25 protein-coding genes are annotated in these 23,260 nt (G+C 65.3%); 16 read left to right on the top strand and 9 right to left on the bottom strand.

Going from position 1 to position 23,260, the window contains the following annotated elements:
• Positions 1 to 49 precede the first annotated feature (49 nt).
• The 3 genes from C8D95_RS10775 to C8D95_RS10765 all read right to left on the bottom strand — a co-directional run bounded on the left by C8D95_RS10775 (position 50) and on the right by C8D95_RS10765 (position 3,164).
• Entirely contained in the window at positions 50 to 1,276 is a 1,227-nt protein-coding gene (locus tag C8D95_RS10775; protein ID WP_109759192.1) for an argininosuccinate synthase, read from the bottom strand.
• 121 nt (positions 1,277 to 1,397) lie between these two features.
• Entirely contained in the window at positions 1,398 to 2,531 is a 1,134-nt protein-coding gene (locus C8D95_RS10770; RefSeq protein ID WP_109759191.1) for a hypothetical protein, read from the bottom strand.
• A gap of 330 nt (positions 2,532 to 2,861) precedes the next feature.
• The gene (locus tag C8D95_RS10765) at positions 2,862 to 3,164 is read right to left on the bottom strand and encodes an Hpt domain-containing protein (protein ID WP_109759190.1); all 303 of its coding nucleotides are present in this window, start codon (positions 3,162 to 3,164) and stop codon (positions 2,862 to 2,864) included.
• A 100-nt stretch (positions 3,165 to 3,264) separates the two neighbouring features.
• On the opposite strand from C8D95_RS10765, the gene C8D95_RS10760 reads away from it, so the two are divergent.
• Positions 3,265 to 4,518, top strand: a complete 1,254-nt coding sequence (locus tag C8D95_RS10760) for a PP2C family protein-serine/threonine phosphatase (protein ID WP_109759189.1) — start codon at positions 3,265 to 3,267, stop codon at positions 4,516 to 4,518.
• On the opposite strand, the gene C8D95_RS10755 is transcribed toward C8D95_RS10760, so the two are convergent.
• The gene (locus tag C8D95_RS10755; RefSeq protein ID WP_109759188.1) at positions 4,515 to 4,955 is read right to left on the bottom strand and encodes an NUDIX hydrolase; all 441 of its coding nucleotides are present in this window, start codon (positions 4,953 to 4,955) and stop codon (positions 4,515 to 4,517) included. The genes C8D95_RS10760 and C8D95_RS10755 overlap by 4 nt on opposite strands.
• Before the next feature lie 70 nt (positions 4,956 to 5,025).
• On the opposite strand from C8D95_RS10755, the gene hslO reads away from it, so the two are divergent.
• The 7 genes from hslO (at position 5,026) to C8D95_RS10720 (ending at position 13,417) form a co-directional block, all read left to right on the top strand.
• Positions 5,026 to 6,012 (top strand): Hsp33 family molecular chaperone HslO, encoded by a 987-nt coding sequence (gene hslO, locus C8D95_RS10750; protein ID WP_109759187.1) that lies wholly within the window; start codon positions 5,026 to 5,028, stop codon positions 6,010 to 6,012.
• Positions 6,005 to 6,616, top strand: coding sequence for a CoA pyrophosphatase (locus tag C8D95_RS10745; protein ID WP_109759186.1), 612 nt, complete (start codon positions 6,005 to 6,007; stop codon positions 6,614 to 6,616). The genes hslO and C8D95_RS10745 overlap by 8 nt, the downstream gene beginning before the upstream one ends.
• The gene (locus tag C8D95_RS10740) at positions 6,600 to 7,748 is read left to right on the top strand and encodes a CCA tRNA nucleotidyltransferase (protein ID WP_109759185.1); all 1,149 of its coding nucleotides are present in this window, start codon (positions 6,600 to 6,602) and stop codon (positions 7,746 to 7,748) included. The genes C8D95_RS10745 and C8D95_RS10740 overlap by 17 nt, the downstream gene beginning before the upstream one ends.
• A 161-nt stretch (positions 7,749 to 7,909) precedes the next feature.
• Positions 7,910 to 9,751 carry an ABC transporter ATP-binding protein gene (locus tag C8D95_RS10735; protein ID WP_109759184.1) on the top strand — a complete coding sequence of 614 codons (1,842 nt, stop codon included), beginning with the start codon at positions 7,910 to 7,912 and terminating at the stop codon, positions 9,749 to 9,751.
• A 32-nt stretch (positions 9,752 to 9,783) separates the two neighbouring features.
• The gene (locus C8D95_RS10730) at positions 9,784 to 11,637 is read left to right on the top strand and encodes an ABC transporter ATP-binding protein (protein WP_241239924.1); all 1,854 of its coding nucleotides are present in this window, start codon (positions 9,784 to 9,786) and stop codon (positions 11,635 to 11,637) included.
• Positions 11,638 to 12,852, top strand: coding sequence for a class I SAM-dependent RNA methyltransferase (locus C8D95_RS10725; protein ID WP_109759183.1), 1,215 nt, complete (start codon positions 11,638 to 11,640; stop codon positions 12,850 to 12,852). It begins immediately after the preceding gene.
• Between the two features lie 67 nt (positions 12,853 to 12,919).
• Positions 12,920 to 13,417 (top strand): L,D-transpeptidase family protein, encoded by a 498-nt coding sequence (locus C8D95_RS10720; RefSeq protein ID WP_109759182.1) that lies wholly within the window; start codon positions 12,920 to 12,922, stop codon positions 13,415 to 13,417.
• A gap of 10 nt (positions 13,418 to 13,427) precedes the next feature.
• Here the strand turns inward: C8D95_RS10720 and dalA are convergent, their stop codons facing one another.
• Positions 13,428 to 13,964, bottom strand: a complete 537-nt coding sequence (gene dalA, locus C8D95_RS10715; protein ID WP_109759181.1) for a divisome-associated lipoprotein DalA — start codon at positions 13,962 to 13,964, stop codon at positions 13,428 to 13,430.
• A 152-nt stretch (positions 13,965 to 14,116) separates the two neighbouring features.
• On the opposite strand from dalA, the gene C8D95_RS10710 reads away from it, so the two are divergent.
• On the top strand, positions 14,117 to 14,716 hold the full coding sequence (locus C8D95_RS10710) for a L,D-transpeptidase (RefSeq protein WP_109759180.1): 600 nt from the start codon (positions 14,117 to 14,119) through the stop codon (positions 14,714 to 14,716).
• Positions 14,717 to 14,776: 60 nt separating this feature from the next.
• Here the strand turns inward: C8D95_RS10710 and hemH are convergent, their stop codons facing one another.
• The gene (gene hemH, locus C8D95_RS10705; RefSeq protein ID WP_109759179.1) at positions 14,777 to 15,820 is read right to left on the bottom strand and encodes a ferrochelatase; all 1,044 of its coding nucleotides are present in this window, start codon (positions 15,818 to 15,820) and stop codon (positions 14,777 to 14,779) included.
• Between the two features lie 82 nt (positions 15,821 to 15,902).
• The gene (locus C8D95_RS10700; RefSeq protein ID WP_109759178.1) at positions 15,903 to 16,724 is read right to left on the bottom strand and encodes a methyltransferase domain-containing protein; all 822 of its coding nucleotides are present in this window, start codon (positions 16,722 to 16,724) and stop codon (positions 15,903 to 15,905) included.
• A 21-nt stretch (positions 16,725 to 16,745) separates the two neighbouring features.
• On the opposite strand from C8D95_RS10700, the gene C8D95_RS10695 reads away from it, so the two are divergent.
• Genes C8D95_RS10695 through C8D95_RS10680 form a run of 4 tightly spaced genes read left to right on the top strand, consistent with a single transcriptional unit; the run spans position 16,746 to position 19,102 of the window.
• The gene (locus tag C8D95_RS10695; RefSeq protein WP_109759177.1) at positions 16,746 to 17,468 is read left to right on the top strand and encodes a ComF family protein; all 723 of its coding nucleotides are present in this window, start codon (positions 16,746 to 16,748) and stop codon (positions 17,466 to 17,468) included.
• A 28-nt stretch (positions 17,469 to 17,496) separates the two neighbouring features.
• Positions 17,497 to 17,754 (top strand): glutaredoxin 3, encoded by a 258-nt coding sequence (gene grxC, locus C8D95_RS10690; RefSeq protein ID WP_109759176.1) that lies wholly within the window; start codon positions 17,497 to 17,499, stop codon positions 17,752 to 17,754.
• Positions 17,754 to 18,581: a carbon-nitrogen hydrolase family protein gene (locus C8D95_RS10685; RefSeq protein ID WP_109759175.1), complete on the top strand. Its 828-nt coding sequence runs from the start codon at positions 17,754 to 17,756 to the stop codon at positions 18,579 to 18,581. Before grxC ends, C8D95_RS10685 begins: the two co-directional genes overlap by 1 nt.
• Positions 18,581 to 19,102, top strand: coding sequence for a MarR family winged helix-turn-helix transcriptional regulator (locus tag C8D95_RS10680; protein ID WP_109759174.1), 522 nt, complete (start codon positions 18,581 to 18,583; stop codon positions 19,100 to 19,102). The genes C8D95_RS10685 and C8D95_RS10680 overlap by 1 nt, the downstream gene beginning before the upstream one ends.
• On the opposite strand, the gene ubiG is transcribed toward C8D95_RS10680, so the two are convergent.
• Positions 19,005 to 19,763 carry a bifunctional 2-polyprenyl-6-hydroxyphenol methylase/3-demethylubiquinol 3-O-methyltransferase UbiG gene (ubiG, locus tag C8D95_RS10675; RefSeq protein ID WP_109759173.1) on the bottom strand — a complete coding sequence of 253 codons (759 nt, stop codon included), beginning with the start codon at positions 19,761 to 19,763 and terminating at the stop codon, positions 19,005 to 19,007. The genes C8D95_RS10680 and ubiG overlap by 98 nt on opposite strands.
• Positions 19,764 to 19,834: 71 nt before the next feature.
• Between ubiG and pip the strand changes: the two genes are divergently transcribed.
• The 3 genes from pip to C8D95_RS10660 all read left to right on the top strand — a co-directional run bounded on the left by pip (position 19,835) and on the right by C8D95_RS10660 (position 22,582).
• On the top strand, positions 19,835 to 20,815 hold the full coding sequence (gene pip / locus C8D95_RS10670) for a prolyl aminopeptidase (protein ID WP_109759172.1): 981 nt from the start codon (positions 19,835 to 19,837) through the stop codon (positions 20,813 to 20,815).
• A gap of 170 nt (positions 20,816 to 20,985) precedes the next feature.
• Positions 20,986 to 21,621: a CAP domain-containing protein gene (locus tag C8D95_RS10665; protein WP_109759171.1), complete on the top strand. Its 636-nt coding sequence runs from the start codon at positions 20,986 to 20,988 to the stop codon at positions 21,619 to 21,621.
• A 46-nt stretch (positions 21,622 to 21,667) separates the two neighbouring features.
• Positions 21,668 to 22,582, top strand: coding sequence for an endonuclease/exonuclease/phosphatase family protein (locus tag C8D95_RS10660; RefSeq protein WP_109759170.1), 915 nt, complete (start codon positions 21,668 to 21,670; stop codon positions 22,580 to 22,582).
• Here the strand turns inward: C8D95_RS10660 and C8D95_RS10655 are convergent.
• Positions 22,579 to 23,208: a 5-formyltetrahydrofolate cyclo-ligase gene (locus C8D95_RS10655; protein ID WP_109759169.1), complete on the bottom strand. Its 630-nt coding sequence runs from the start codon at positions 23,206 to 23,208 to the stop codon at positions 22,579 to 22,581. The genes C8D95_RS10660 and C8D95_RS10655 overlap by 4 nt on opposite strands.
• Between the last annotated feature and the right edge of the window lie 52 nt (positions 23,209 to 23,260).

Below are 23,260 nucleotides of genomic sequence, written 5' to 3'. Positions count from 1 at the left end.
GGGCTCTGCCCCGGACCCCGGGATATTTCGGGACCGATGAAAGCCGCCGTCAGCGCTTCAGCCGACGATCCCGGGCCGCCAGCAGCTTCAGCCTGAGCGCGTTGAGCTGGATGAAGCCCTGGGCGTCCTTCTGGTCGTAGGCGCCGGCGTCCTCTTCGAAGGTGACGTGGGCCTCGGAGTAGAGCGACTGCTCTGACCAACGGGCGACGGTGCGGGCGGAGCCCTTGTACAGCTTCACGCGGACGGTGCCCGAGACGTGCTCCTGGCTGGCGTCGATCAGCGCCTGAAGCATGCGGCGCTCGGGCGAGAACCAGAAGCCGTTGTAGATGAACTCGGCGTAGCGCGGCATGATCGAGTCCTTGAGGTGCCCGGACCCGCTGTCGAGCGTGATCTGCTCGATGCCGCGATGGGCCTCGAGGAGGATCGTGCCGCCCGGCGTCTCGTAGAGGCCGCGGGATTTCATGCCAACGAAGCGGTTCTCGACGAGGTCCAAGATGCCGACGCCGTGCTTGCCGCCGAGTTCGTTCAGGCGGGTCAGGATGGTGGCGGGCGACATGGCCCGGCCGTCGATGGCGACGGCATCGCCCTTCTCGAAGGTGATCTCGACCATCTCGGGCTGGTCGGGCGCGTCCTCGGGCCTGGTGATCCGTTGCAGGACGTAGTCCGGCGCTTCCTCAGCCGGGTTTTCCAGCACGCGGCCCTCGGACGAGGTGTGGAGAAGGTTCGCATCGACCGAGAAGGGGGCCTCGCCGCGCTTGTCCCTGGCGATCGGAATCTGGTTGGCCTCGGCGAATTCGAGGAGCTTCGTGCGCGAGGTCAGGTCCCACAGACGCCAGGGGGCAATGACCTTGATGTCGGGGTTCAGCGCGTAGGCCGAAAGCTCGAACCGGACCTGGTCGTTGCCCTTGCCGGTGGCGCCGTGGGCGACCGCGTCTGCGCCCGTCTCGGCCGCGATCTCGACAAGGCGCTTCGAGATGAGGGGGCGGGCAATGGAAGTGCCGAGAAGATACTGGCCCTCGTAGAGCGCGTTGGCGCGGAACATCGGAAAGACGAAGTCGCGGACGAATTCCTCGCGCACATCCTCGATGAAGATGTTCGACGGCTTGATCCCCAGAAGCTCGGCCTTCTTGCGGGCTGGATCCAGTTCCTCGCCCTGGCCCAAGTCGGCGGTGAAGGTCACGACCTCGCAGCCGTACTCGGTCTGGAGCCACTTGAGGATGATCGACGTGTCGAGGCCGCCGGAATAGGCGAGGACGACTTTCTTGGGCGCGGACATGGGGCTTCCCGTGTTCTGGAGTCCGGGCGCGTTTACGACGATTTCCCGAGGGGAACAAGGCGTGGGCCGCAAAGGAAAGGGGCGGCCGAAGCCGCCCCCGTGTCGCTGTATCCGCGCGCGCCTACTCGGCGACGACGACGACCTCGTCAAGCGGGTCGTCGCAGCTTTCGGACAGTTCGCATTCGGCGTCGTCCTCGATCGAGCCGACGTCTTCTTCCGCCTCGTCGCCCGCGCCGATGGCCTCGTCGATCAGGGCACTGTCCGCCTCGAGCCGTTCGTAGAGCTTGTCGAGGAGCGCCTGCTCCTCGGCCGAGATCTCGTCGGTCGAGTCGGGGTTCTTGTTCCAGAAGGCGAGGATCGAGCTTTCCGCCGAGCCTTCGGCCTCAAGCGCCGCGTTCGCGGTCTCGATATCCTCGGGTAGGGGTTCTTCGGCCGTGATGTCGCCGCGATTTTCGACGTCGCCGCCCAGGCCTTCGATGGACTCGGCGAGCTCGGCGATCTCGGCGATGCCGGCCTCGCCTGCGCGGTCGTCGTCGTAGTCGATGAGCGAGTCGTACCCAGCGTCGGAGAGCGCCAGGTCCAGGGTGGCTTCAAGATCGGCGTTCGTGGGATCGGCGTCGAAGGCCGCGCGCGCCTCGTCGATGGACGTGATCGGATCGATGCCCGCGGTGCCGTCGAGATCGGCATAGTAGTCCTCGACCGAGGTGTAGCCGTTCGCTTCCAGCGCTGCTTGCAGGGCGGCGAAGTCATCCGCGAGGTCGATGACCTCCTGCGCGCCTTCGGCATTGGCGTTGGCCACGGCGAGACCGGCCAAGAGGCCGACGGGCCCGTTGGTGTTGCCATTGCGGATGTGGGCGAGAACGGCGTTCGTGTTCGCGTTCAGCGCGCCGTTCATGTTGCCGAGGTTCGAGGGATGCATCGGATCGGCCTTTTTCGAGACCTTCACCGTCTGGGTTGCATTCGAACGAGCGGGGGCCACGCGGGCCGCCTTCTTTTCTTGTCCGGTCAGCTTGCGGAACATGCCCTCGATGCCGCCGCCCGACTTGCCGTTGCCGCGCGAGGCGGTCTCACCGCCGCCGGATTTGCCGCCCTTGTTGCCGCGCTCGGAGCGGTCGCTTTTTCCGTTGCCGCCCGCATTGTCCGATTTGGCGTAAGCGGCGTCGGCGGTGACGATGGAAACGACGGTCACGGCGGGGATCAGCGCGACCGACGCGAGAAGCGCGGCGGTGATCGTTGCGGTGAGTGTACGGGTCATTCTGTTCCTCCTGAATGGTGCGTGTGTGAGCCTTGAGGCAGACGCTAGGAACCCATGATGGCGAGACTTGGGCAGGACGCCACAATTGCTTTTACGGTCGGCGAGCGAGCGCCGGACGAAAGCGTAACGCATTGAAAGTGATGAATACTTTGGCCGTCTAACTATAGTTTAGATTTGGATTAGCCGAGGGTCCGGGGCCAGTGTGCGGCATCATACGCCCGAGGTTTATTCGACCCCGCCACTCTATTGTCATCGAAGAGGCAACATTGGGGCGGCTCGGTCCGCAATACCGCTGAGGCGAGGTCAATCGCCTTCCGGCGCGAATCGCTGTCAGAGCAGGGCGAGCAGCGCGGGACGAGCCTTGAAGTATGCGGCGCGGATGTCTTCGATCTTCGGCCGGGACTGCGGATCGTCGCGAAGACGGTCTTCTTCGGCGAGGCAGATGGCGCTTAGCTGGGAGAGACCGATGTTGAGCGCGCTGCCCTTGAGGAAGTGGAGTTGTTCGACGGTCGCACTGCGGTCGAGGGTGGCGAGAACCTCCTCCACCTCCTCGCAGAAAAGGCCGACGACCTCGGCCAGGTCGTCGCATCCGACCTCCTCCCTCAACTCGTCGATGCGACGGGCGTCGATCATGGGCGCGCTCCTTCCGCGCGGCAGATAATCAGGGTCAGGTTAAGGGGGAGTAGCCAGGCGCGTTCACCCGAACTTAACCCGGGAGAGGCCAAGGAAAGGCATGAAGAGCCGTGACGTTCTGGGGCCCTCCAAGGCTGCGATGGTGGTTCAGCCGGTGCTGGTTGTGGACGACAGCCGGGCGCAGCGTCGTCTGCTGGTCCGCGCGCTGCAACGCTGGGGATACGACGCCGTCGATGCGGCCTCCGGTGAGGCGGCGCTGGACCTCGTGCGAGCGCTGCCGATCGACATCGTCATCAGCGACTGGATGATGCCGGGGATGTCCGGCGTCGACTTCTGCCGCGCCTTCCGCGAACTGGCCGAGGGGCGGCCGGCGTATTTCATCCTGTTGACCGCGCGAAGCGAGAGCGAGGTGCTGGCCGAGGGACTGGAGAGCGGGGCGGACGACTTTCTCTCGAAACCCTTCAACGCGGTCGAGCTTCGGGCCCGGCTGCGGGCGGGCGAGCGGGTCGTGAACGCGCAGAAGGACCTGTCGGCGAAGAACGCGGCGCTGTCGGCGGCGCTGCGGAAGCTGTCTGACGCCTATACCGCCATCGACCGTGACCTGCGGGGCGCCCGGGTGTTCCAGGAAGGTCTGGTGCCGGACCGGCATTTCGTCCTAGGCGGATACGAGGTGTCGATGCTGTTCCGGCCAAGCGGGCATGTGGGCGGCGACCTCGTGGGCCACTTCAGGGTCAACGACAGCGAGCTTGGGCTCTATTCCGTCGACGTCTCGGGTCACGGCGTGGCCTCGGCGCTGATGACGGCGCGGCTTGCAGGATACCTGGGCGATGGAGCGCCCGAACGGAACGTGGCGCTGGAGCCGGACGGACAGGGCGGCTACCGGATGGCGAAGCCCGAGGCCTCGCTGGCGCGGCTGAATCGCATCTTCCAATCGGATGGCGACAACGATCACTATCTGACGCTGTCGCTCGCGCATCTGAACATGGTCACGGGAGAGGTTGTCCTGTGCCAGGCCGGTCATCCCAGTCCGATGGTGCAGCGACGTGACGGCAGCGTGATCTGTGTCGAGATGTTCAGCACCCCGATCGGCCTTCTGGATGAGGGGGAGTTCTGCACCCGTCGTCTGACGCTGGAGCCGGGCGACAGGCTGATCCTCTATTCCGACGGGCTGACCGAATGTCCGGGGCCGGGTGGCGTCTTGCTGGAAGAGGAAGGGCTGGCGGAGATCCTGCGCGACACATCGGGTGTTCACGGACCGGCGCTGGTCGAGACGATCTTCGACCGTCTGGCCGCCCACCGGGGATCGGATGACTTTCCCGACGACCTGTCCGCGGTGGTGATCGAGCGTCTCTAGAGACCGAGGGCGCGCGCCAGGAACAGACGGTCGCCGTCGTTTGCGACCAGTTTGACGGCGCGGGCGGGCTCCGCCCAGATCGCGCTGTGACCGGGCTCGGTCGGACCGCTGCGGGGCAGGGCGGGGCGGGCGAGATAGATGTGGCAGACCTTCTCGGCCCAGATGTCGTAGTCGGGCATGAAGGTGAAGCGGCGGAACGCGCCCAGCCTGGACCGGACGGCGATGCGCCAGCCGGTCTCTTCGAGGACTTCGCGATGCAGCGCGGCGACCGGCGCTTCGCCCGCATCCATGCCGCCGCCAGGAAGCTGGTACTCGGGCACCGGATCGGCCTGAAATGTCAGAAGAACGCGGCCATCGCGCACGAGCACGGCATAGACGCCGGGGCGGTGGCGATAGCGGATGCCGGGACGGACCGGATCGCCGACGCGGGGGATCATCGCTTGGACCTCGTACGGGGGCACCTATATAGTCGCGGTATGGCATGGTGCCGACCGCCAGGGAAACCCCATGAATCTTGGAACGAGAATTGCCTGGGACGATACCGTCCTGCCCTTCCAGCTTGACCGCACCGACACGCGTGGGCGGGTCGCGCGGCTGGACGGCGTCCTTCGTCGCGTTCTGGCGCAGCACGATTATCCGCCCGCCATCGAGGCGCTGGTAGCCGAGACGGTTCTGCTGACAGCGCTTATCGGGCAGACCATCAAGCTGCGCTGGAAGCTGTCGCTGCAGGTCCGGGGCGACGGGCCCGCGCGCCTTGTGGCGACGGACTATTTCGCCCCGACCGAGGACGGCGGTCCGGCCCGCATCCGCGCCTATGCCAGCTTCGACGAGCAGCGGCTCGACCCCTCGGGCGAACCCTTTCCGCAGATCGGAAAGGGCTATTTCGCCGTGCTTATCGACCAGGGACCGGGCACGACGCCCTATCAGGGGATCACGCCCATTGCGGGAGATTCGATCTCGGCCTGCGCCCAAACCTATTTCGCACAGTCAGAGCAGCTTCCGACACGGTTCGCACTGTCTTACGGGCAGACGCAGTTGCCCGGCGAGCCGATGCATTGGCGGGCCGGCGGCGTGATGCTTCAGCAGATGCCCGAGGCCTCGCCGCTGATGCAGGGCGGTGGATCGGGCGAGGGCGGGTTGCTTGCGGCCGAGGACATCATGGATGGTGATGCGGCGCGCGACTGGGAGCATGTGAACATTCTTCTGGACAGCGCCGACGACATCGAATTGATCGGACCGAGCGTCCAGCCGACCGAGCTTCTGGTCAGGCTGTTCCATCAGGATGGGCCTCGGGTCTTCGATCCGCAGCGTGTCGAGTTCGGCTGCACCTGTTCGCCCGACCGCGTGCGCCAGACGCTGTCGATCTATTCGGCCAAGGATATCGCTCACATGACCACGGACGAGGGTATCGTGACGGCGGACTGCCAGTTCTGCGGCGCGCACTACGAGTTCGACCCCAAGACGCTTGGGTTCGAGGCGAAGGACGATGACTGACACCGAGGCTTCCCTGCGGGCGGCCGTGGCCCGTGCGGGGCGGCCTTCATCGGACTATGACCTGAACCCCGAGATCCGGCTTCCGGACGGACGCACGCTGCGCGACGCTTCGGTCCTGATCGCCGTGGTCGATCACGAGGCGTCTCCGGGGTTGATCCTGACGAAGCGGTCGTCTCGGCTGAAGCACCATCCGGGCCAGATCGCCTTTCCCGGTGGCAAGGTCGAAGACGTCGACACAGACGCCAGCGCCGCAGCCCTGCGCGAGGCACATGAGGAGATCGGGCTGCCGTCGTCGAGCGTGCGCGTCCTCGGCACGCTTCCCCCGCACGAGACGGTGACAGGCTTTATGGTGACGCCCGTCGTTTCGCTCATTTTGCCCGGATTCGAGCCTGTTCCCGAGGCGGGCGAAGTCGCCGAGGTCTTCGAGGTTCCGCTCGCCCATGTTCTGGACCCCGCAAACTATCGCATTCAGTACAGGCGCTGGCGGGGCGAGCGGCGTTATTATTTCACCGTGCCCTGGGGACCCTATTACATCTGGGGGGCGACGGCGCGGATGCTTCGCGCCCTGGCGGACCGGATGAGCGACGATGCGGATCGAGGCTGACTGGCTGATCGCGCCGGGCGCGGCGCGGCTCTTCTCGCTTCTGAACGACGCGGGGTATAACGCCTTCGCTGTGGGCGGATGCGTGCGCGACGCCATTCTGCGGCGGCCCGTGACCGATGTGGATCTCTCGACGGATGCTCGGCCGGAGAGGGTGATGGAGCTGGCGGCAGAGGCGGGGCTCCATGCCGTGGGGACGGGCATCGACCACGGCACCGTGACGGTGGTGTCGGAGGGCGTGCCCTATGAGATCACGACATTTCGGCGCGATGTCGAAACGGACGGGCGCCGCGCGGTCGTCGCGTTTTCCGACAGTCTGGACGACGATGCGCGGCGGCGGGACTTCACGATGAACGCGCTTTACGCAGATTCTTCGGGCGAGGTCGTGGATCCGCTCGGCGGTCTGGGTGACCTGCGGGCGGGCCGTGTACGGTTCATCGAGGACGCCGAGACGCGAATCCGTGAGGATTACCTGCGGAGCCTTCGGTACTTCCGGTTCCATGCCTGGTACGGCGATCCTTCTCTTGGCTTCGATCCCGATGCACTCGACGCCATAGCGCGGACGGTCGAGGGTTTGGAAACTCTCTCTCGCGAGAGGGTCGGCGCGGAAATGAAGCGGCTTCTGGCGGCACCTGACCCGGCGCCGGCGCTGGCTGCGATGCGGGTGACGGGCGTACTGCCGGCCATACTGCCGGGCTCGGACGATACCGCGCTGGCGCCGCTTGTCGCGCTCGAAAGTCTCGCGGGGGTCGAGCCCGATGCGTTGCGACGGCTAGCCGCGCTTGGCGGCGATCCGTCAGATGCTCTTCGCCTGTCCCGGAAGGAAACGGACAGGCTGTCCGGAATCGTCGAGGCAGGAGGCCTTGCGCCGGGAGAGGCGGGCTATCGCTTCGGGTCAGAGACTGCGCGCGACGCAATGCTTGTTCGGGCGGCGAGCCTTGGGCGGCCCCTGACGGACGAATTGGAGACGGCGGAGCATGGCGCCGCGAAGAAGTTTCCCGTCGTCGCCGCCGACCTGATGCCGCGGTTCGAAGGGCACCGGCTGGGCGCGGAGTTGAAGCGACTCGAGCGGCTCTGGATCGAGAGCGGGTTCGTCCTCGACCGCGAGGCGCTTCTCGACGACAAGCCGGGGTGACAAGCGGCGCTCTTTGCGCTATCGGAAACCTGCAGAACATGGAGCGCACGATGACCGACAGGATCCCCGACAGCCGCATCTGACCGGCCCGATCCTGTGGTGGATGGGCCTGTGGTCCCCGCCGTCATCTCATCGCATTTCTTCGTCAAGGCCTCCGCCTCATGTTCCGCTTCTTCGAAAACCTCGTCGATCCTTACGTCTCCTATCCGGCCGAAGACACGCCGCCGCGTCGGCTCTGGCCGTTCATCAAGGGTCTAAGCCGGCCGTTCTGGCCGATCTTCGGTGTCGCGGCAGTCATGTCGGTGGCGGTGGCCGCGATCGAGATCTGGCTGATCTACTACATCGGGCGGCTGGTCGATCTGCTGGCCGTCAGCGAGCCTTCGACCTTCTGGGATCAGCACTGGCTGGAGATGCTGGGGGTCGCGGCGCTTCTTCTGCTGGTGCGACCGGCGATCCAGGCTCTGGACGTCGGGCTGCTGAACAACACTATTCTTCCGAATTTCGGCACGCTGATCCGGTGGAGGGCGCACGCGCATGTGCTGCGGCAGTCGGTCGGCTGGTTCGAGAACGATTTCGCCGGACGGATCGCGAACCGCATCATGCAGACGCCTCCTGCGGCGGGCGAAGCGGTGTTCCAGGTCTTCGACGCCATGACCTATGCGACGGCCTATGTCGTCGGCGCCTTCATCCTGTTGTCCGACGCCGACTCGCAGCTTGCGGTGCCGCTGGCGTTCTGGCTGATGCTGTACGGTCTCCTGGTGACCTGGACGGTTCGGCGGGTGGGGCCTGCGTCGAAGATATCGTCGGACGCGCGAAGTGCCGTCACGGGGCGGGTCGTCGACGCCTACAGCAACATCCATTCGGTGAAGATGTTCGCGCATACCTCGGCGGAACTCGACCATGCGCGCGACGTGATCGAGCATTCGCGGCGCACCTTCCAGAACGAGATGCGAATCTTCACCACGATGGATCTGAGCCTGACGGTCATCAACGGCTTCCTGACGGTTGCAGTCATCGGATGGGCGATCTGGCTTTGGTCTGCCGGTGCCGCCAGCGTGGGCGTCGTCGCCGTCGCCTCGACCATCGTGCTGCGCCTGTCCGCCATGACGGGCTGGCTGATGTGGGCTCTGACGTCTTTCTTCCGCAACCTGGGTGTCGTGGCCGAGGGGATGGAGACCATCGCGCAGCCGATCCACCTGGTCGATCGGGCCGACGCCCGGCCGCTGGTGCCCGGGTCGGGACGTATCGTCTTCGAGGAGGTGAGCCACCATTACGGACGTGGTTCGGACGGGCTGGACCGGCTGTCACTGGTCATCGAGCCGGGTCAGAAGGTGGGCCTTGTCGGCCGTTCGGGCGCGGGCAAATCGACGCTCGTGAAGTTGCTGCTGCGCTTCTACGACGTCGAGGGCGGACGGATACTGATCGACGGGCAGGATGTGCGCGACGTGACGCAGGATTCGCTGCGCGCCCGCATCGGCATGGTCCAGCAGGATTCGTCGCTTCTGCACCGCTCGGTGCGTGAGAACATCCTTTACGGTCGTCCAGACGCCACCGAGTCCGAGATGGTCGAGGCGGCACGGCGCGCCGAGGCGCATGATTTCATCCTGACGCTGCGCGACCCCGAGGGCCGGTCCGGTTATGACGCCCAGGTCGGCGAGAGAGGCGTGAAGCTGTCGGGCGGCCAGCGGCAGCGGATCGCGCTGGCGCGTGTCATCCTGAAGGATGCGCCGATCCTCGTGCTGGACGAGGCGACGAGCGCCCTAGATTCCGAAGTCGAGGCGGCAATTCAGGATACGTTGTACGGCATGATGGAAGGCAAGACCGTGATCGCCATCGCGCACCGGCTGTCGACCATCTCGCAACTGGATCGGATCGTCGTCCTGGACGAAGGCCGGATCGTCGAAGACGGGAGTCATGCTGCGCTTTTGTCGGGCGGAGGACTATATGCAGGGTTCTGGTCCCGCCAGTCGGGCGGATTTTTGAATACAGAGGCAGCAGAGTGAAGGTTCCCGATCCCGTCCATCTCGAGCGCGACCTGGGTCACGTTCCCGCGCCCTATCGCTGGCTCGCCGACCGGATCGATCCATTTCGACCGGCGGACGGCCCGCCGCCGCGCACGCTGTGGCGCTTCATGCGCTGGTCGCTGGAAGGGGCTGAAACGCAGATCGGGCTGTCGGCCCTCACCTCGGTCGTCTGGGGTGTCATCAGCGTCATGGGCTACTGGCTGATCGGCTGGATGATCGACCAGGCGCAGATCGTGGGGCCTGGATTCTTGGCCGAGCAGTGGATGGTGTTCGCCGGGTTCGTCCTGTTCTTCGTCGTGCTCTGGCCGGTCACGATGGTGTTGAGCGCGGCGTACAACACCGTGGTCCTGGGCACGAACCTCTATTCGCTGGTCCTGTCGCGGATCAATCGGCACACCCTGGGGCAGAGCCTGTCCTATTTCGACAACGATTTCGCCGGGCGCATCGCGCAGAAAAGCCAGCAGACGGCACGGGCCCTGACCGACGTGGTGACCGAGGTGACGAACGCCATCGGCAACGCGCTGACCGCTGTCATCAGTTCGGCGGCGCTTCTGGCCTTCATCGACTGGCGCCTGGCGGCGGTGGTCGTCGTCTGGTCGCTCTCTTACGTCGTGCTGATCCGCTACTTCATCCCGAGGATCCGAATGCGCTCGCAGACCCGTGCCGCGCGGCGCGCGGTGGTGACGGGGCAGATCGTCGACACCATCACCAACGTCGCCACCGTCAAGCTGTTCGCCTACGGCACGGCCGAGGAACGGGCGACCGACGACGCGCTGGCCGGGTTCCGCGAGGCGGGCGTGGCCTGGGCCGGGATCGTGGTGACGTTCCGCATCTTCATCTTCACTCTGGCGGGCGCGCTTCCCGCGGCGCTGATCGGCATCGCCCTGTGGCTTTGGGGGCAGGGCACGGCGACCGCCGGCGACATCGCGACCGCGGGGCTCGTGTCGACGCGGCTGGCCACGATGACGGGATGGGTCAGCTTCGCCGCCCTTGGGGTCTTCACCAATATCGGAGAGATCGAAGACGGGATCCGCACGCTGACACCCGCGCACACGATCCTCGACCGGCCCGACGCCATCAATCCGGGACGCGCGAAGGGCGCGATAAGGTTCGAGAACCTGCATTTCGGCTACGGCACGTCGAAGGCGGCGCTGGATGGGTTCGACCTGGAGATCGCGCCTGGCGAAAAGGTCGCGCTGGTCGGCGCCTCGGGGGCCGGGAAGAGCACCGTCACGTCTCTGTTGCTGCGGCTTTACGATGTCGAAGAGGGGCGTGTCCTGATCGACGGCACCGATATTCGCGATGTGACCCAGGACGGGTTGCGGCGGATGATCTCGATGGTCCGGCAGGAAACCTCGATGTTCAACCGTTCGGCTCTGGAAAACATCCGCTATGGCAAGCCCGAGGCCAGCAAGGAGGACGTGATCCACGCGGCCGAGCTGGCCGAGGCGCACGACTTCATCCTGGAGCTGAGGGATCACAGGGGCCGCATGGGGTACGAGGCGCATCTGGGGGAACGCGGCGTGAAACTGTCCGGCGGGCAGCGGCAGCGGATCGCGCTGGCGCGGGCGATCCTGAAGGACGCGCCGATCCTCGTGCTGGATGAAGCGACGAGTGCGCTCGATTCCGAGGTCGAGGCGGCGATCCAGGAGTCGCTGTCGTCGCTGATGGAGGGCAAGACCGTGCTGGCCATCGCGCACCGGCTGTCGACCATCGCGCAGATGGACCGCATCGTCGTGCTGGAGGATGGACGCATCGTCGAGCAGGGAACGCACGAAGAGCTTCTGGCGCGGGACGGCGTCTATGCGAAGTTCTGGCGTCACCAGTCGGGCGGCTTTATTGGCGTGCAGGAGGCGGCCGAGTAGATGCAGGCGACCATCCTGCGTCTGGGTCACCTTGGGGACGGCATCGCGGAGGGTCCCGTTTTTGTCCCGCGCACCCTGCCGGGCGAGGTGGTCGAGGGTGAGCTTTCGGGTGACCGGTTAGCTTCGCCGCGCATCGTCACACCGTCTTCGAACCGCGTGTCGGCCCCCTGTCCACACTATCGCGGTTGCGGCGGGTGCGCGCTTCAGCACGCCTCGGATGACTTCGTGGCGGATTGGAAGGCGGGTGTGGTCGAGACGGCGCTGTCGGCCGTTGGGATCGAGGCGAAGGTGCGTCGTGTCCATACGTCCCCGCCCGGATCGCGGCGGCGGGCGACGTTTACGGGCCGCAGGACCAAGTCCGGCGCTATCATCGGGTTTCATGCACCCTACAGCGACGCGATCCGCGAGGTGCCGCATTGCCTTCTGGTGCGTCCGGCGCTTGTCGAGGCGCTTCCGGTGCTGGAACGGATCGTCACCCTCGGCGGCAGCCGGAAGGGCGAGGTGCGGCTGACAGTGACCGAAACGGACAGCGGTCTCGACGTCGCGGTGACGGGTGGCAAGCCGATCGACGTCTCGTTGCAGGCGCACTTTGGAGCCGTCGCGGCCGAGGCGGGACTTGCCCGACTGTCATGGGATCGCGAGGTCGTGGCGATGGAGCGGCCTCCGCTGGTGCAGTTCGGGCGCGCGCAGGTGACGCCGCCGCCGGGCGCTTTTCTTCAGGCGACGACCGAGGGCGAGGCCGCTCTCGTTGCAGGCGTGCGCGAGGCCCTGGACGGCGCCACGGGCGACATCGTCGACCTCTTCGCGGGCTGCGGGACGTTCAGCCTTCCCCTGGCCGAGCGCGGTCACGTTCACGCGGTCGAAGCCGAGGAGGAGATGCTGGAGGCGCTGGATCGTGGCTGGCGTCATGCGCCGGGTCTCCATGCCGTGACGACAGAGACGCGCGACCTTTTCCGGCGCCCGCTGGATGCCGAGGCGCTGTCGCATTTCGGGGCTGCCGTGATCGACCCGCCCCGCGCGGGAGCGGAGCGTCAGGTGGAGTCGCTGGCGGCGTCCAACATCTCACGCGTCGCCATGGTCTCGTGCAGCCCTGTCACCTTCGCGCGCGATACAGCGCGTCTCGTCCAAGCAGGGTTCGGCATCGCCTGGATGGATGTCGTCGACCAGTTCAGGTGGTCGACCCATGTCGAGATCATCGCGGCCTTCACACGCTGAAAGCGATTCACCTACGTCCCGAAATAGGCTATCAAAATTCGGAGGCAGACTCGGGACAGTCAGAACAATGCATGCAATCGCAAGAATTGCGGCGCTGATCTTCGCAGTGGTGGCACTGACGGGATGCGCGTCCAAATTTCGCTCGTACGACGGGCCAGCCGTGACGGAAGTTCACGTCTACAAGAGCTTTCGGCGGATGTACCTGCTGAACGGCTCGAACGTGCTGAAGATGTACTATGTCAACCTCGGCTTCGCGCCGACGGGCGACAAGCTGCAGGAAGGCGATGGGCGCACGCCCGAGGGCTCGTACTTCATCAATCGGCGCAACCCGGAGAGCGAGTACCACCTGTCGATCGGAATCAGCTATCCGGACGAGGTCGATGTGGCCGAGGCCGCTGCTGTCGGTCGCTCTCCCGGCGGCGACATCTTCATCCACGGATGGGGACCCAAGGTGACCAATCCGAGGCCGGACTGGACCTACGGGTGCATCGCGGTGACGAACAAGGAGATCGAGGAAATCTATGCGATGGTCCGCGACGGAACGCGGATCACCATCTTTCCCTGACCTCGAGTCTTCAGCTGGTCGGACCGGCGGTGCCGGAGGGCTGGCCCGTGATCAGCGTCCACCAGATCTTGCCGGAAGATTCCTGGTACCACGAGAAGCCGAGGTCGCGGGCGCGCGGGTCGAGGATGACGTCGCGCGTCTCGGGGACTTCCATCCAGGCGGCAAGCGTTTCGAGTTCGGTCTCGTAGGTTTCCGAGATGTTCTCGCCCACGAGGCGGCCCTGGTATCCGGTGCGGGTCACGCGATCGAGGGGGCTCGAGCCGTCCGAGCCGAAATGCCAGGGGCGGTTCTGGACCGACATGTCGCGTGAGTGCGTCTGCGCCGCGGCGTTGAGCTGCGAGCTGAGTTCGAGCGGTTGCGCCCCACGCGCCTGGCGAAGCGCGTTGACCGAGTCGAGCATCCGGTACTGGATCTTGCCGGTGTCGCCAGAGGCGATCTTGTAGGTCGACGGCAGGGGTCTGCCATCCGAGTCGAAACGCGGCTCGGGCGTGGCGCAGGCGGCGAGGGCGAGCGCGAGGGCCGGAACGATGAGGAATTTGCGTAGCATGACTGCCTGCCTATGGTCGGTTTTGCCCGTGCTTACAGCCAAGCGCCGCCGTGTTCAAACCCCGACTGTTGCAAAATAAACGATGTGACGCTTCTTTGATTTGCCGCTGCCGGTGTGCCGCTCTATGTTCCCCATCGATCCGACACACACATATGGAGGCGCTCTTGTCTTCCGATACCAAGACGAATTTCAGCCGCCGCGGTTTCATCGCTGCCACAGCAGCGACGGTCGCCCTACCCGCCGTCGCGCAGGACGATACCGACTATCGCGGCACGCTTTCCGAATCCGTTCGCCGCAACGCCTCGAGCTTCCGCGCGCTGGATTGGCAACCCTACTTCAGCAGCGTCGCCGGTGGCGCCATCCTCGTCGACATCTCGTCGCGCGCGCTGCACTACTGGAATTCCTCCAACGACACTTACCGCCTGTTCCCGACGAGCGTGCCCATCAGCGAAGAGCTGACGCGGCGTGGCCGGACGAAGATCACACAGAAGGTGGTGGGCCCCGACTGGCGGCCGACGCCGTCGATGAAAGAGCGTAACCCCGACTGGCCGGACTACGTGCCTCCGGGTCCGGACAATCCGCTCGGCACCCATGCGATGCACTTGAGCTGGACCTACTACCGCATCCACGGCACGCACGACACGCGCAAGATCGGACGCCGGTCGTCGAACGGCTGCATCGGCCTGTATAACGAGCATATCGCACAGCTCTTCAACATGACGCCCGTCGGGACGCAGGTCCTCGTTATCTGAGAACCTCGCGCCTTCGGTGAGAAGTTCCGCATCCCGCGCCCCGGCGCGGGATGTTTCGTTTCAGATCCAGCCCCACAGGTTCTCGTCGACGACTTCCGCCAGCATGTCGATGTGGGCGGCGTCGTCGTTCAGGCAGGGTATGTAGGTGAAGCTTTCACCGCCTGCGTGTTCGAAGCTTTCGCGGATCTCGCCGTTGATCTCTTCCAGCGTCTCGATGCAGTCCGCCGAGAACGCCGGCGCGACGACGGCGATGCGCTTCTTACCCTGTTTCGCCAAGTCGGCCACGTGCTCGACGGTGTAGGGCTTCAGCCATTCTTCGGGCCCGAAAACGGACTGGAACGTGGTGGTGATGGCGTCGTCGCCCCACCCGAGCCGCTCTTTCAGCAGGCGCGTCGTCTTCTGGCACTGGCAATGGTAGGGGTCGCCGGTCATCAGATAGCGTTTCGGCATTCCGTGGTAGGAGCAGATCAGGATGTCGGGCTTCGTCTCGAGCGCGCCGTAGGCTCGTTCGACGGACTGGGCGAGCGCCTCGATATAGGAGGACCTCGCGAAGTAGGGGGCCACGGTGCGCGAGGCCGGCTGCCACTTTTCGTCCATCAGCGCGCGGAAAAATTGGTCATTCGCGGTCGCGGTCGTGGCGCCGGCATAATGCGGGTAGAGCGGGAAGAACACGATCCTGGTGCAGCCCGCTTCCACCATCTCACGCACCTTGGCCTTGGTCGATGGTCTGCCATAGCGCATGCAGAAATCGACCATGACGCGGTCGCCGTGCCGGCCCCGAAGCACCTGGCGCAGGCTGTCGGCCTGAGACCTGGTGATGGTCATCAGAGGGCTTTCGTTCTTCTCTTCATTCCAGATCAGCTTGTAGTTCGCGCCCGACGAAAACGGCCGTTTCGACAGGATGACAAGTTGGAGCAGCGGCTGCCATTTCCAGCGCGCATAGTCGATCACGCGCTGGTCCGAGAGAAACTCGTTCAAATAGCGCCGCATGGACCAATAGTCGTAGCCGTCCGGGGTGCCGAGGTTGGCGATCAGGACGCCGATCTTCGCTGCGGGCACGGGCGGGTGATCCTGTGGCAGATGCGGCTGGCCGGTCGGTGTCATGTCGTCCCTCGTCCCTTGATTGGCGCCTGAAATAGACGCGGGGGGTGAAAGGTCAACGCGACACGACGGCCGCCCTATCCTCTCAGTCTTCCAGTGGTGTTTCCCGCGTGTTGAGCGCATCGGCAAGACGAGCCTTGGCGCTGCCCGGTCTGAGCGGTGTTTGCTGACTGTCCGACGGGGCCCAGCCGGTCAGGAAGACAAGCTCGAACGTCGCCGGAAGAAACCCTTCGGGTTCTGCGAAAGCTTCGGAATAGAGACGTTCTGCGAGGGTGAAGAGGGCCTTTGGCGGCACGCGCCGGTGTCGGCCGGCAAGAGCGTTGGTCTCTCCCATGCCGCGCAGATCATGGATCAGCCCGGCAAGCTCGCGATAGCGGACCGTCAGCCTGACGCTGTCCGCCACGGGAAGTGCAAGACCGCCGCGCTGGAGAAGGGCCCCCAGTTCGCGGACGTCTGCCATCGGGAGGACGCGGGGCGAAAGGCCGCCCGTCAGGCGCGTCTCGGCCTCGGCGAGGCTGGCACGCAGCTCGTGGAGGGTCTGGCCGCCGAAGAGGACGGCCAGGAAAAGTCCGTCGGGGACAAGGGCAAGGCGTGACTGGACGATCTGACCCACCGGATCGTCGGCCCAGTGCAGCCCGAAGGCGTGGACGAGCAGGTCGTGCGGTCCCGTGAAGTCCAGACGGTCGGCGTCCGGAACGATCGGGGCGTCGGGCAGCAACCGGCGGAAGGGCTCCCTCACATTGCCCACGAGCGCAGGCGACGTGAACGCTTTGTTAATCTCGGCGAGCCTTTCCTCGATCTCGCGGGCCGCTTCGTCGTGCAGGAACAGCACGGGGTCGCGCGCCGCGCGGGCGCGCTGCCGCAGAAGTGCGTTGCGGTCGGTCATCTGCGGGGGCCGGGACGTCATCGCAGCGGAAGGTAGTGAAGCATGGGCGGATTGCAACGCGCGTTGTCCTGGGTCTTTCCGGCCCAGTGCATCCTCTGCACGGGGCTCGTCGAGGATACGGGCGGCCTCTGCGCCGACTGCTGGAAGCGCACGCCCTTCCTGACGGGCCTCTTGTGCGACACCTGCGGCGCATCCTTGCCGGGCGAAAGCTCGGGGGTCGAGCATTGCGACGATTGCTTGTCGATGTCGCGCCCGTGGGCCGCCGGACGGGCGGCGTTGTCCTATCGCGACCTGGGGCGCAAGATCGTGCTGTCCCTGAAGCATGGCGATCGCACGGACCTGGCGAAACCGGCCGCTGCGTGGATGGAGCGGGCGGGTCGTGACGCACTGCGACCGGGCACGCTGCTTGTTCCCGTACCGGTCCATTGGTCGAGGCTTCTGAGGCGACGCTACAACCAGTCCGCAGAGCTTGTGCGAGCGCTTTCCGCTCGAACGGGTCTGGCCTGTTGTCCCGACGCCCTGATCCGGCAGCGTCGCACGCCCCCACAGGATGGGATGACGGTAGATGACCGTTTCCGCAACATGACCGGCGCGATCCGCGTGAACCCAAGACGCAGGAACGAGGTAGAAGGGAAGACGCTGTGCCTGATCGATGATGTGATGACCTCGGGCGCGACGCTCGCGGCGTCGGCCGAGGCACTTTGGGGGGCGGGGGCCGATCAGATTTTCGTTCTCGTGCTGGCAAGGGTCGAGAAAGAGACCTAGATGTTCCCCGTTGCACGGGAACGCCAGTATGAAGCCAGTCGAAATCTATACCACGCCGCTTTGCGGCTTCTGCCACGCCGCCAAGCGCCTGCTGTCGGGCAAGGGCGTGTCCTTCACCGAGATCGACGTCAGCCGGGATCCTGCCCGCCGGCAGGAGATGTCGGGGCGCGCGCGGGGCCGATACACCGTCCCCCAGATCTTCATCGGTGAGACGCACGTGGGCGGCTGCGACGATCTCTACGCTCTCGACCGGGCCGGCAAACTCGACCCGCTTCTCGCCGCGTGATGCGGGTCGCTCTGCTTCAGACGACGTCGACCGACGATCCTGGCGAAAACATCAGCATGATCCGCCCGATGATCGCCGAGGCGGCAGTCGAAGGCGCGCGTTTCATCCTGACGCCTGAAGTCACCAATTGCGTCTCGGCCAGTCGACCCCGGCAGGCGGATGTGCTGCGGACCGAGGACGAGGACACGACGCTCGCCGCGTTGCGCGACGAGGCGGCGCGGCGCGGCGTCTGGTTGCTGATCGGGTCGCTTGCGCTGAAGCAGGCGGAGGGCGGACGCTTCGTCAACCGGTCGTTTCTTGTCACGCCCCAGGGCGAGATCGCGGCGCGGTACGACAAGATCCACATGTTCGACGTGACGATCTCGGAGACCGAGACCTACCGCGAAAGCGAAGGCTATCGTCCCGGCGACCGCGCCGTGGTGGCCGAGGTCGAAGGCGTGAAGGTTGGCCTGACGATCTGCTACGACGTGCGCTTTCCACATCTTTATCGTGACCTCGCAAAGGCCGGAGCGCGGATCCTGACCGTGCCGTCGGCCTTCTCGCCCGCCACGGGTGCCGCGCATTGGGAGGTGCTTCTGCGGGCACGCGCCATCGAGAACGGGTGCTTCGTTCTTGCGCCGGCTCAATGCGGGACGCATCCGCGCACCGACGGACGCGAACGGCGGACGCACGGCCATTCGCTGGCCGTCGACCCCTGGGGTCAGGTGTTGTCGGACAGCGGCACGGCGCCATCCGTGCGCGTGGTTGATCTGGACCTCGATGCGGTCGATGATGTGCGGCGACGGCTTCCGTCGCTTTCCCACGACCGAGATTATTCAGGACCCTGATGCGGGATCAGACCGACAGTTCAGACCAGCTTGCCATCGCGCTTTTCAGCGAGATCTTCATGGCGGACCAGCTTGCTCGGGCGCGCCTTGCGAAGGTCTTGCCGAAGGGGATGGAGCTGAGCCATTTCTCGGTCCTGCACCATCTTGCCCGTGCCGGTGCCGAACGGACGCCGGCTCAGCTCGCGCGGACGTTTCATGTCACGCGGGGCGCGATGACCAACACGATCAGCCGGTTGGAGTGGGCGGGATATGTCCATGTCCGGCCCGATTGGGACGACGCCCGGCGCAAGTTCGTGGGAATCAGCCTGTCGGGAGTGAAGGCGCGAGACGCCGCGCTCGAGGCCATCGCCCCGATCCTGACCGAGGTGGTTCGGTCCATCGGTCCCGATCGGGTCAGGGCGGCGCTTCCGACCCTGCGCGAGCTCAGGGTTCGGTTCGAGACTCCGGACGAAGAGACGTCGTCACATAGTTCACCGAAAGATCGCGGTCCGACAGGCTCCACGACCAGAACAGCGGATTGAACACGAAGCCCTTGCGGTCGACGGGGTCGAGAGCGGCGCGGCGCAAGAGGTCGTACAGCTCATCCGGCGTGATGAACTTGTTCCAGTCGTGAGTGCCTCGCGGCAGCCAGCGCATCACGACCTCGGCCCCCACGATTGCCATGGCGAAGCTCTTGGGGTTTCGGTTGATCGTCGAACAGACCATCAGGCCGCCCGGTTTCAGAAGGTCATGGCATGCGGTGAGATAGGCGAGGGGGTCGGCGACATGTTCGACCACCTCCATGTTCAGGACTGCGTCGAAAACCTCGCCTTCTGCCGCCAAAGCCTCGGCCGTGGTATGGCGGTAGTCGATGTCGAGACCTTGTTCCCGGGCGTGGACCTGCGCGACGGGAATATTCCGTTCGGCCGCGTCGGCGCCGACGACCGTCGCCCCGAGTCGCGCCATCGGCTCGGACAGAAGACCGCCGCCGCAACCGATGTCGAGAAGCCGCAGTCCGTCGAACGGTCGGGGCGCGTTCAGGTCGCGCCCGAACTCGGCGGCAATCTGGGCCGTGATGTAGTCCAGCCGACAGGGATTCAGCATGTGGAGCGGCTTGAACTTCCCGTTCGGATCCCACCATTCGGCGGCCATGGCCTGGAACTTGTCGATTTCGGCGGCGTCTATGGTCGAAGCGTGGGACATTTCTGAGCTCGGCACCTAGATTTCCTGAAAGGGGACGTGAATCGGCTTCGTCCGAAGTATATAGGTCGCGAATGGACAGACAGTCAGGCACGAAGACTGCGTCACAGTATCTTTACGCGCCGATCGAGCCTTTCGATCAGCGGATGCTGGATGTGGGCGAAGGTCACAAGGTCTATGTCGAACAGTGCGGCAATCCCGCAGGCCTGCCTGTCGTCGTGCTGCATGGCGGACCGGGCGGGGGATGCTCGCCCGCGATGCGGCGGTATTTCGACCCGGACAAGTTCAGGATCGTGCTGTTCGACCAGCGCGGGTGCGGACGGTCCCGGCCCCATGCCAGCGTTCGGGACAACACGACGTGGCACCTCGTCCGCGACATCGAGCTGATCCGAACGACGCTGGAGATCGACAGATGGGCCGTCTTCGGCGGCAGCTGGGGTGCAACGCTCGCCCTGATCTACGCCATCACCCATCCCGAGCGCGTGTCGAACCTGGTTCTGCGCAGCGTTTTTCTGATGACGCGAGCCGAGCTCGACTGGTTCTATGGCGGGGGCGCGGGTGCGTTCTGGCCCGATGTCTGGCGCCGCTTCACCGACATGATTCCCGAAACCGAGCGTGAAGACCTGATCGGAGCCTATGCCCGGCGCCTGTTCTCGGGTGATCTTGCGTCCGAGACGCGCTTTGCGCGGGCCTGGGCGAGTTGGGAGAATACGCTGGCCTCGATCGGCAACGACGGGCCGGGGGGCGACAGTCCCGCTGACTTCGCACGCGCCTTCGCGAGGCTCGAAAACCACTATTTCGTCAATCATGGGTTCCTCGAGCACGATGGCTGGATCGAAGCCAACCTGCACCGCATCGCGCGTATTCCGGGCACCGTCGTGCAGGGTCGCTATGACATGATCTGTCCTCCGGTCACGGCGTACCGCCTGACGTCCGCATGGCCGACGTCGTCCCTGAAGATCATCCCCCGCGCGGGACACGCGCTCAGCGAGCCGGGGATCAGCGCCGAACTCGTGCGGATCACGGATCGCCTGGCGCTGTCCGGGGTGCGCTGAGACCTGCCACAGTCTTGGCGGAACGCCGCTGACTGTTGCCGAACCGCTTTGCGCACTGTTTCCCCAATAGCTATCAATTCCAAAAGCCTGCCGAGACCTTGCCTAGGTTTGGCCTCATTTGCCGGGTCATCTACTGGCCGGGACAGAAGCGACAAAAGGGACACCTGGGGATGACATTCAAAACTCTGGCCGCATGCGCGGCACTGGCCTTCGTCGTCGCTGCGCCCACAACCGCCGAGGCTTGCTCGCGGTCCGTGTCCAAGGCCGCCGCGACGACCGTGGTGCCGGGCGGGCGCATCGATCAGGGTCTTCTCGACGATGCCATCCGGACCGAGGTGAACTATCACCGCTGCCGCGCTGGGCTGCCCAAGGTCGGCGACGCCGGAAACGGAATGGCCTCGCAAGCGGCGAAGCACAGCCAGTGGATGGCGCGCACGCAGCAGTTGACGCACCGCAGCACCGTTCCCGGTGCCTCGACGCTGAAGCAGCGCGTTCGTGCCGCGGGTGTCAGCTTTCGCGCCGGCTCCGAGAACATCGGGATGGTCCACCGCTACCAGATCGACAATCGCCGTTTCAAAATCCTCAATTCGGGGTCGTGCCAGTTCGCGAGCTACGAAGGTCAGGCCTTGCCGGCGCACAGCTACGCCACTCTTGCGCGCCACGCGGTCGAGCTGTGGATGAACTCTCCCGGCCACCGCAAGAACATCCTCGACCGCAAGGTCAACAAGGTCAGCACGGCAGTCGCCTTCGACCCGAATGCGCAATATTGCGGACGGTTCTGGCTGACGCAGAACTTCATCGGCTGACCCTCTGGCGCTTACCGTGGTGACGCCGGTTGTCTAGACTGGCGCCATGGTCCGCAAATTTCTCAGGTCTATCCTTCTGGCGCTTGCCGTTCTGGCAGGCGCCTTTGCGTGCCAGAGCGTTCGCAACTCGGGTGGGCCGGACCTGACGGAAAAGCCTGCGGAGGCCATACGCATCGCCACACTGAACGTCCACTACATCTCGGCGCGGCAGAGTGAAGGCAGATGGGGCCTGTCCGGGTGGGAGGCGCGAAAGGATCCGATGGACCGGGCGGTGAAAGCTCTCGACGCCGACCTGATCGCGTTCCAAGAGATGGAGACGTTCCGGGGCGGTGACGACGACAGCGAGAACCTCGCGCGTTCGTTCCTGCTGGAGCGGAACCCGGAGTACCGCGCCGCTGCCATGGGCTACTGGCGCACCTTCCCGTCCACGCAGCCGATCTTCTATCGCGCGGAGCGTTTCCAGATGTTGGATCAGGGATGGTTCTTCTTCTCGGAGGCGCCGGACACGATCTATTCACGCACCTTCGATGGCTCTTACCCAGCTTTCGCCTCATGGGCCTTGTTCAGGGACGCGCGCACGGGCGCGGCCTTTAGACTGGTCAATCTTCACACCGATTATGCAAGCGGCGAGAATCGGCGGCGATCGGTGGCGCTGGTGTCCGAGAGGATCCGGCCGTGGATCGCGGCGGGTGAGACGGTCTTTCTTGCAGGTGATCTGAATGCTCGCCTGGGCTCGAACCTGCATCGGATGCTCGAGGACGCGGGGCTGACTTTCGTTCCCGTGGCCGGGGCGACGTATCATCTGGACCGGGGGCTGAACCTGTTCGGAGCCATCGACCATATCGGATACTCCGGCGCGACGGCCCTTGGCGTGCCGATGGTGTTCCGGGAGAAGACTGGTCCTGTCTGGGCAAGCGATCATTACCCGGTTGCGGCGGATTTCACCTTGAACCCGGGCTAGTCGCCGAGAACGACCTCGTCCATCGGGATGTCCCAGGGCATCGGATAGATCGTCTTCATCCGACAGCCTGGAAATCCGACGCCAAGGATGCGGGGCCGGGGATCAAGTGCTGCAAGCGTTCGGTCATAGTAGCCGCCACCGTTGCCGAGCCGGTAGCCCTGCTCGTCGACCCCGACGAGGGGCGAGATCACCACCTGCGGCGTCGCTTCGTCGTCGCCTGCGGGGACGGGAATGTTCCAGAAGCCGCGCTCCATCGCGCAGCCCGGCGACCATTTGCGAAAGACGAGCGGCGCCGACTTTCGGACCACGACGGGGAGAAGAACGGACGCGCCATTCTCGTGCGCTTTGGCCATCCAGCCACGCAGGTCCGGCTCACCACGAATCGGCCAGTAGACGGCTATGCTGATGCCACCGACGTCGGACAGCGCGGAATCGAGGGTTTTGACCAAGTCGGCCGTCAGCTCGGCCCGCTCGGTCTGGCGGAGAGAGCGACGCACCTCGTAAAGACGCTCGCGCTCGGCCTTGCGGAACCGTGCCACATCCCTTGCAGTGGCCGAATCCACCGGCTGACCTGCGACAAGGTTGTGCGCGAGACAAGCCTCTTCTCCCGCGGTGTCATCGTCCATGTCCGGCCTCCTCATCCTCTGAGTGATGAGACCACACTCACGGCCGGGATTC

It is taken from the genome of Silicimonas algicola, assembly GCF_003148765.1.
Taxonomy (GTDB): Bacteria; Pseudomonadota; Alphaproteobacteria; order Rhodobacterales; family Rhodobacteraceae; genus Silicimonas; species Silicimonas algicola.
This window is presented reverse-complemented; position numbering and strand designations above follow the sequence as displayed.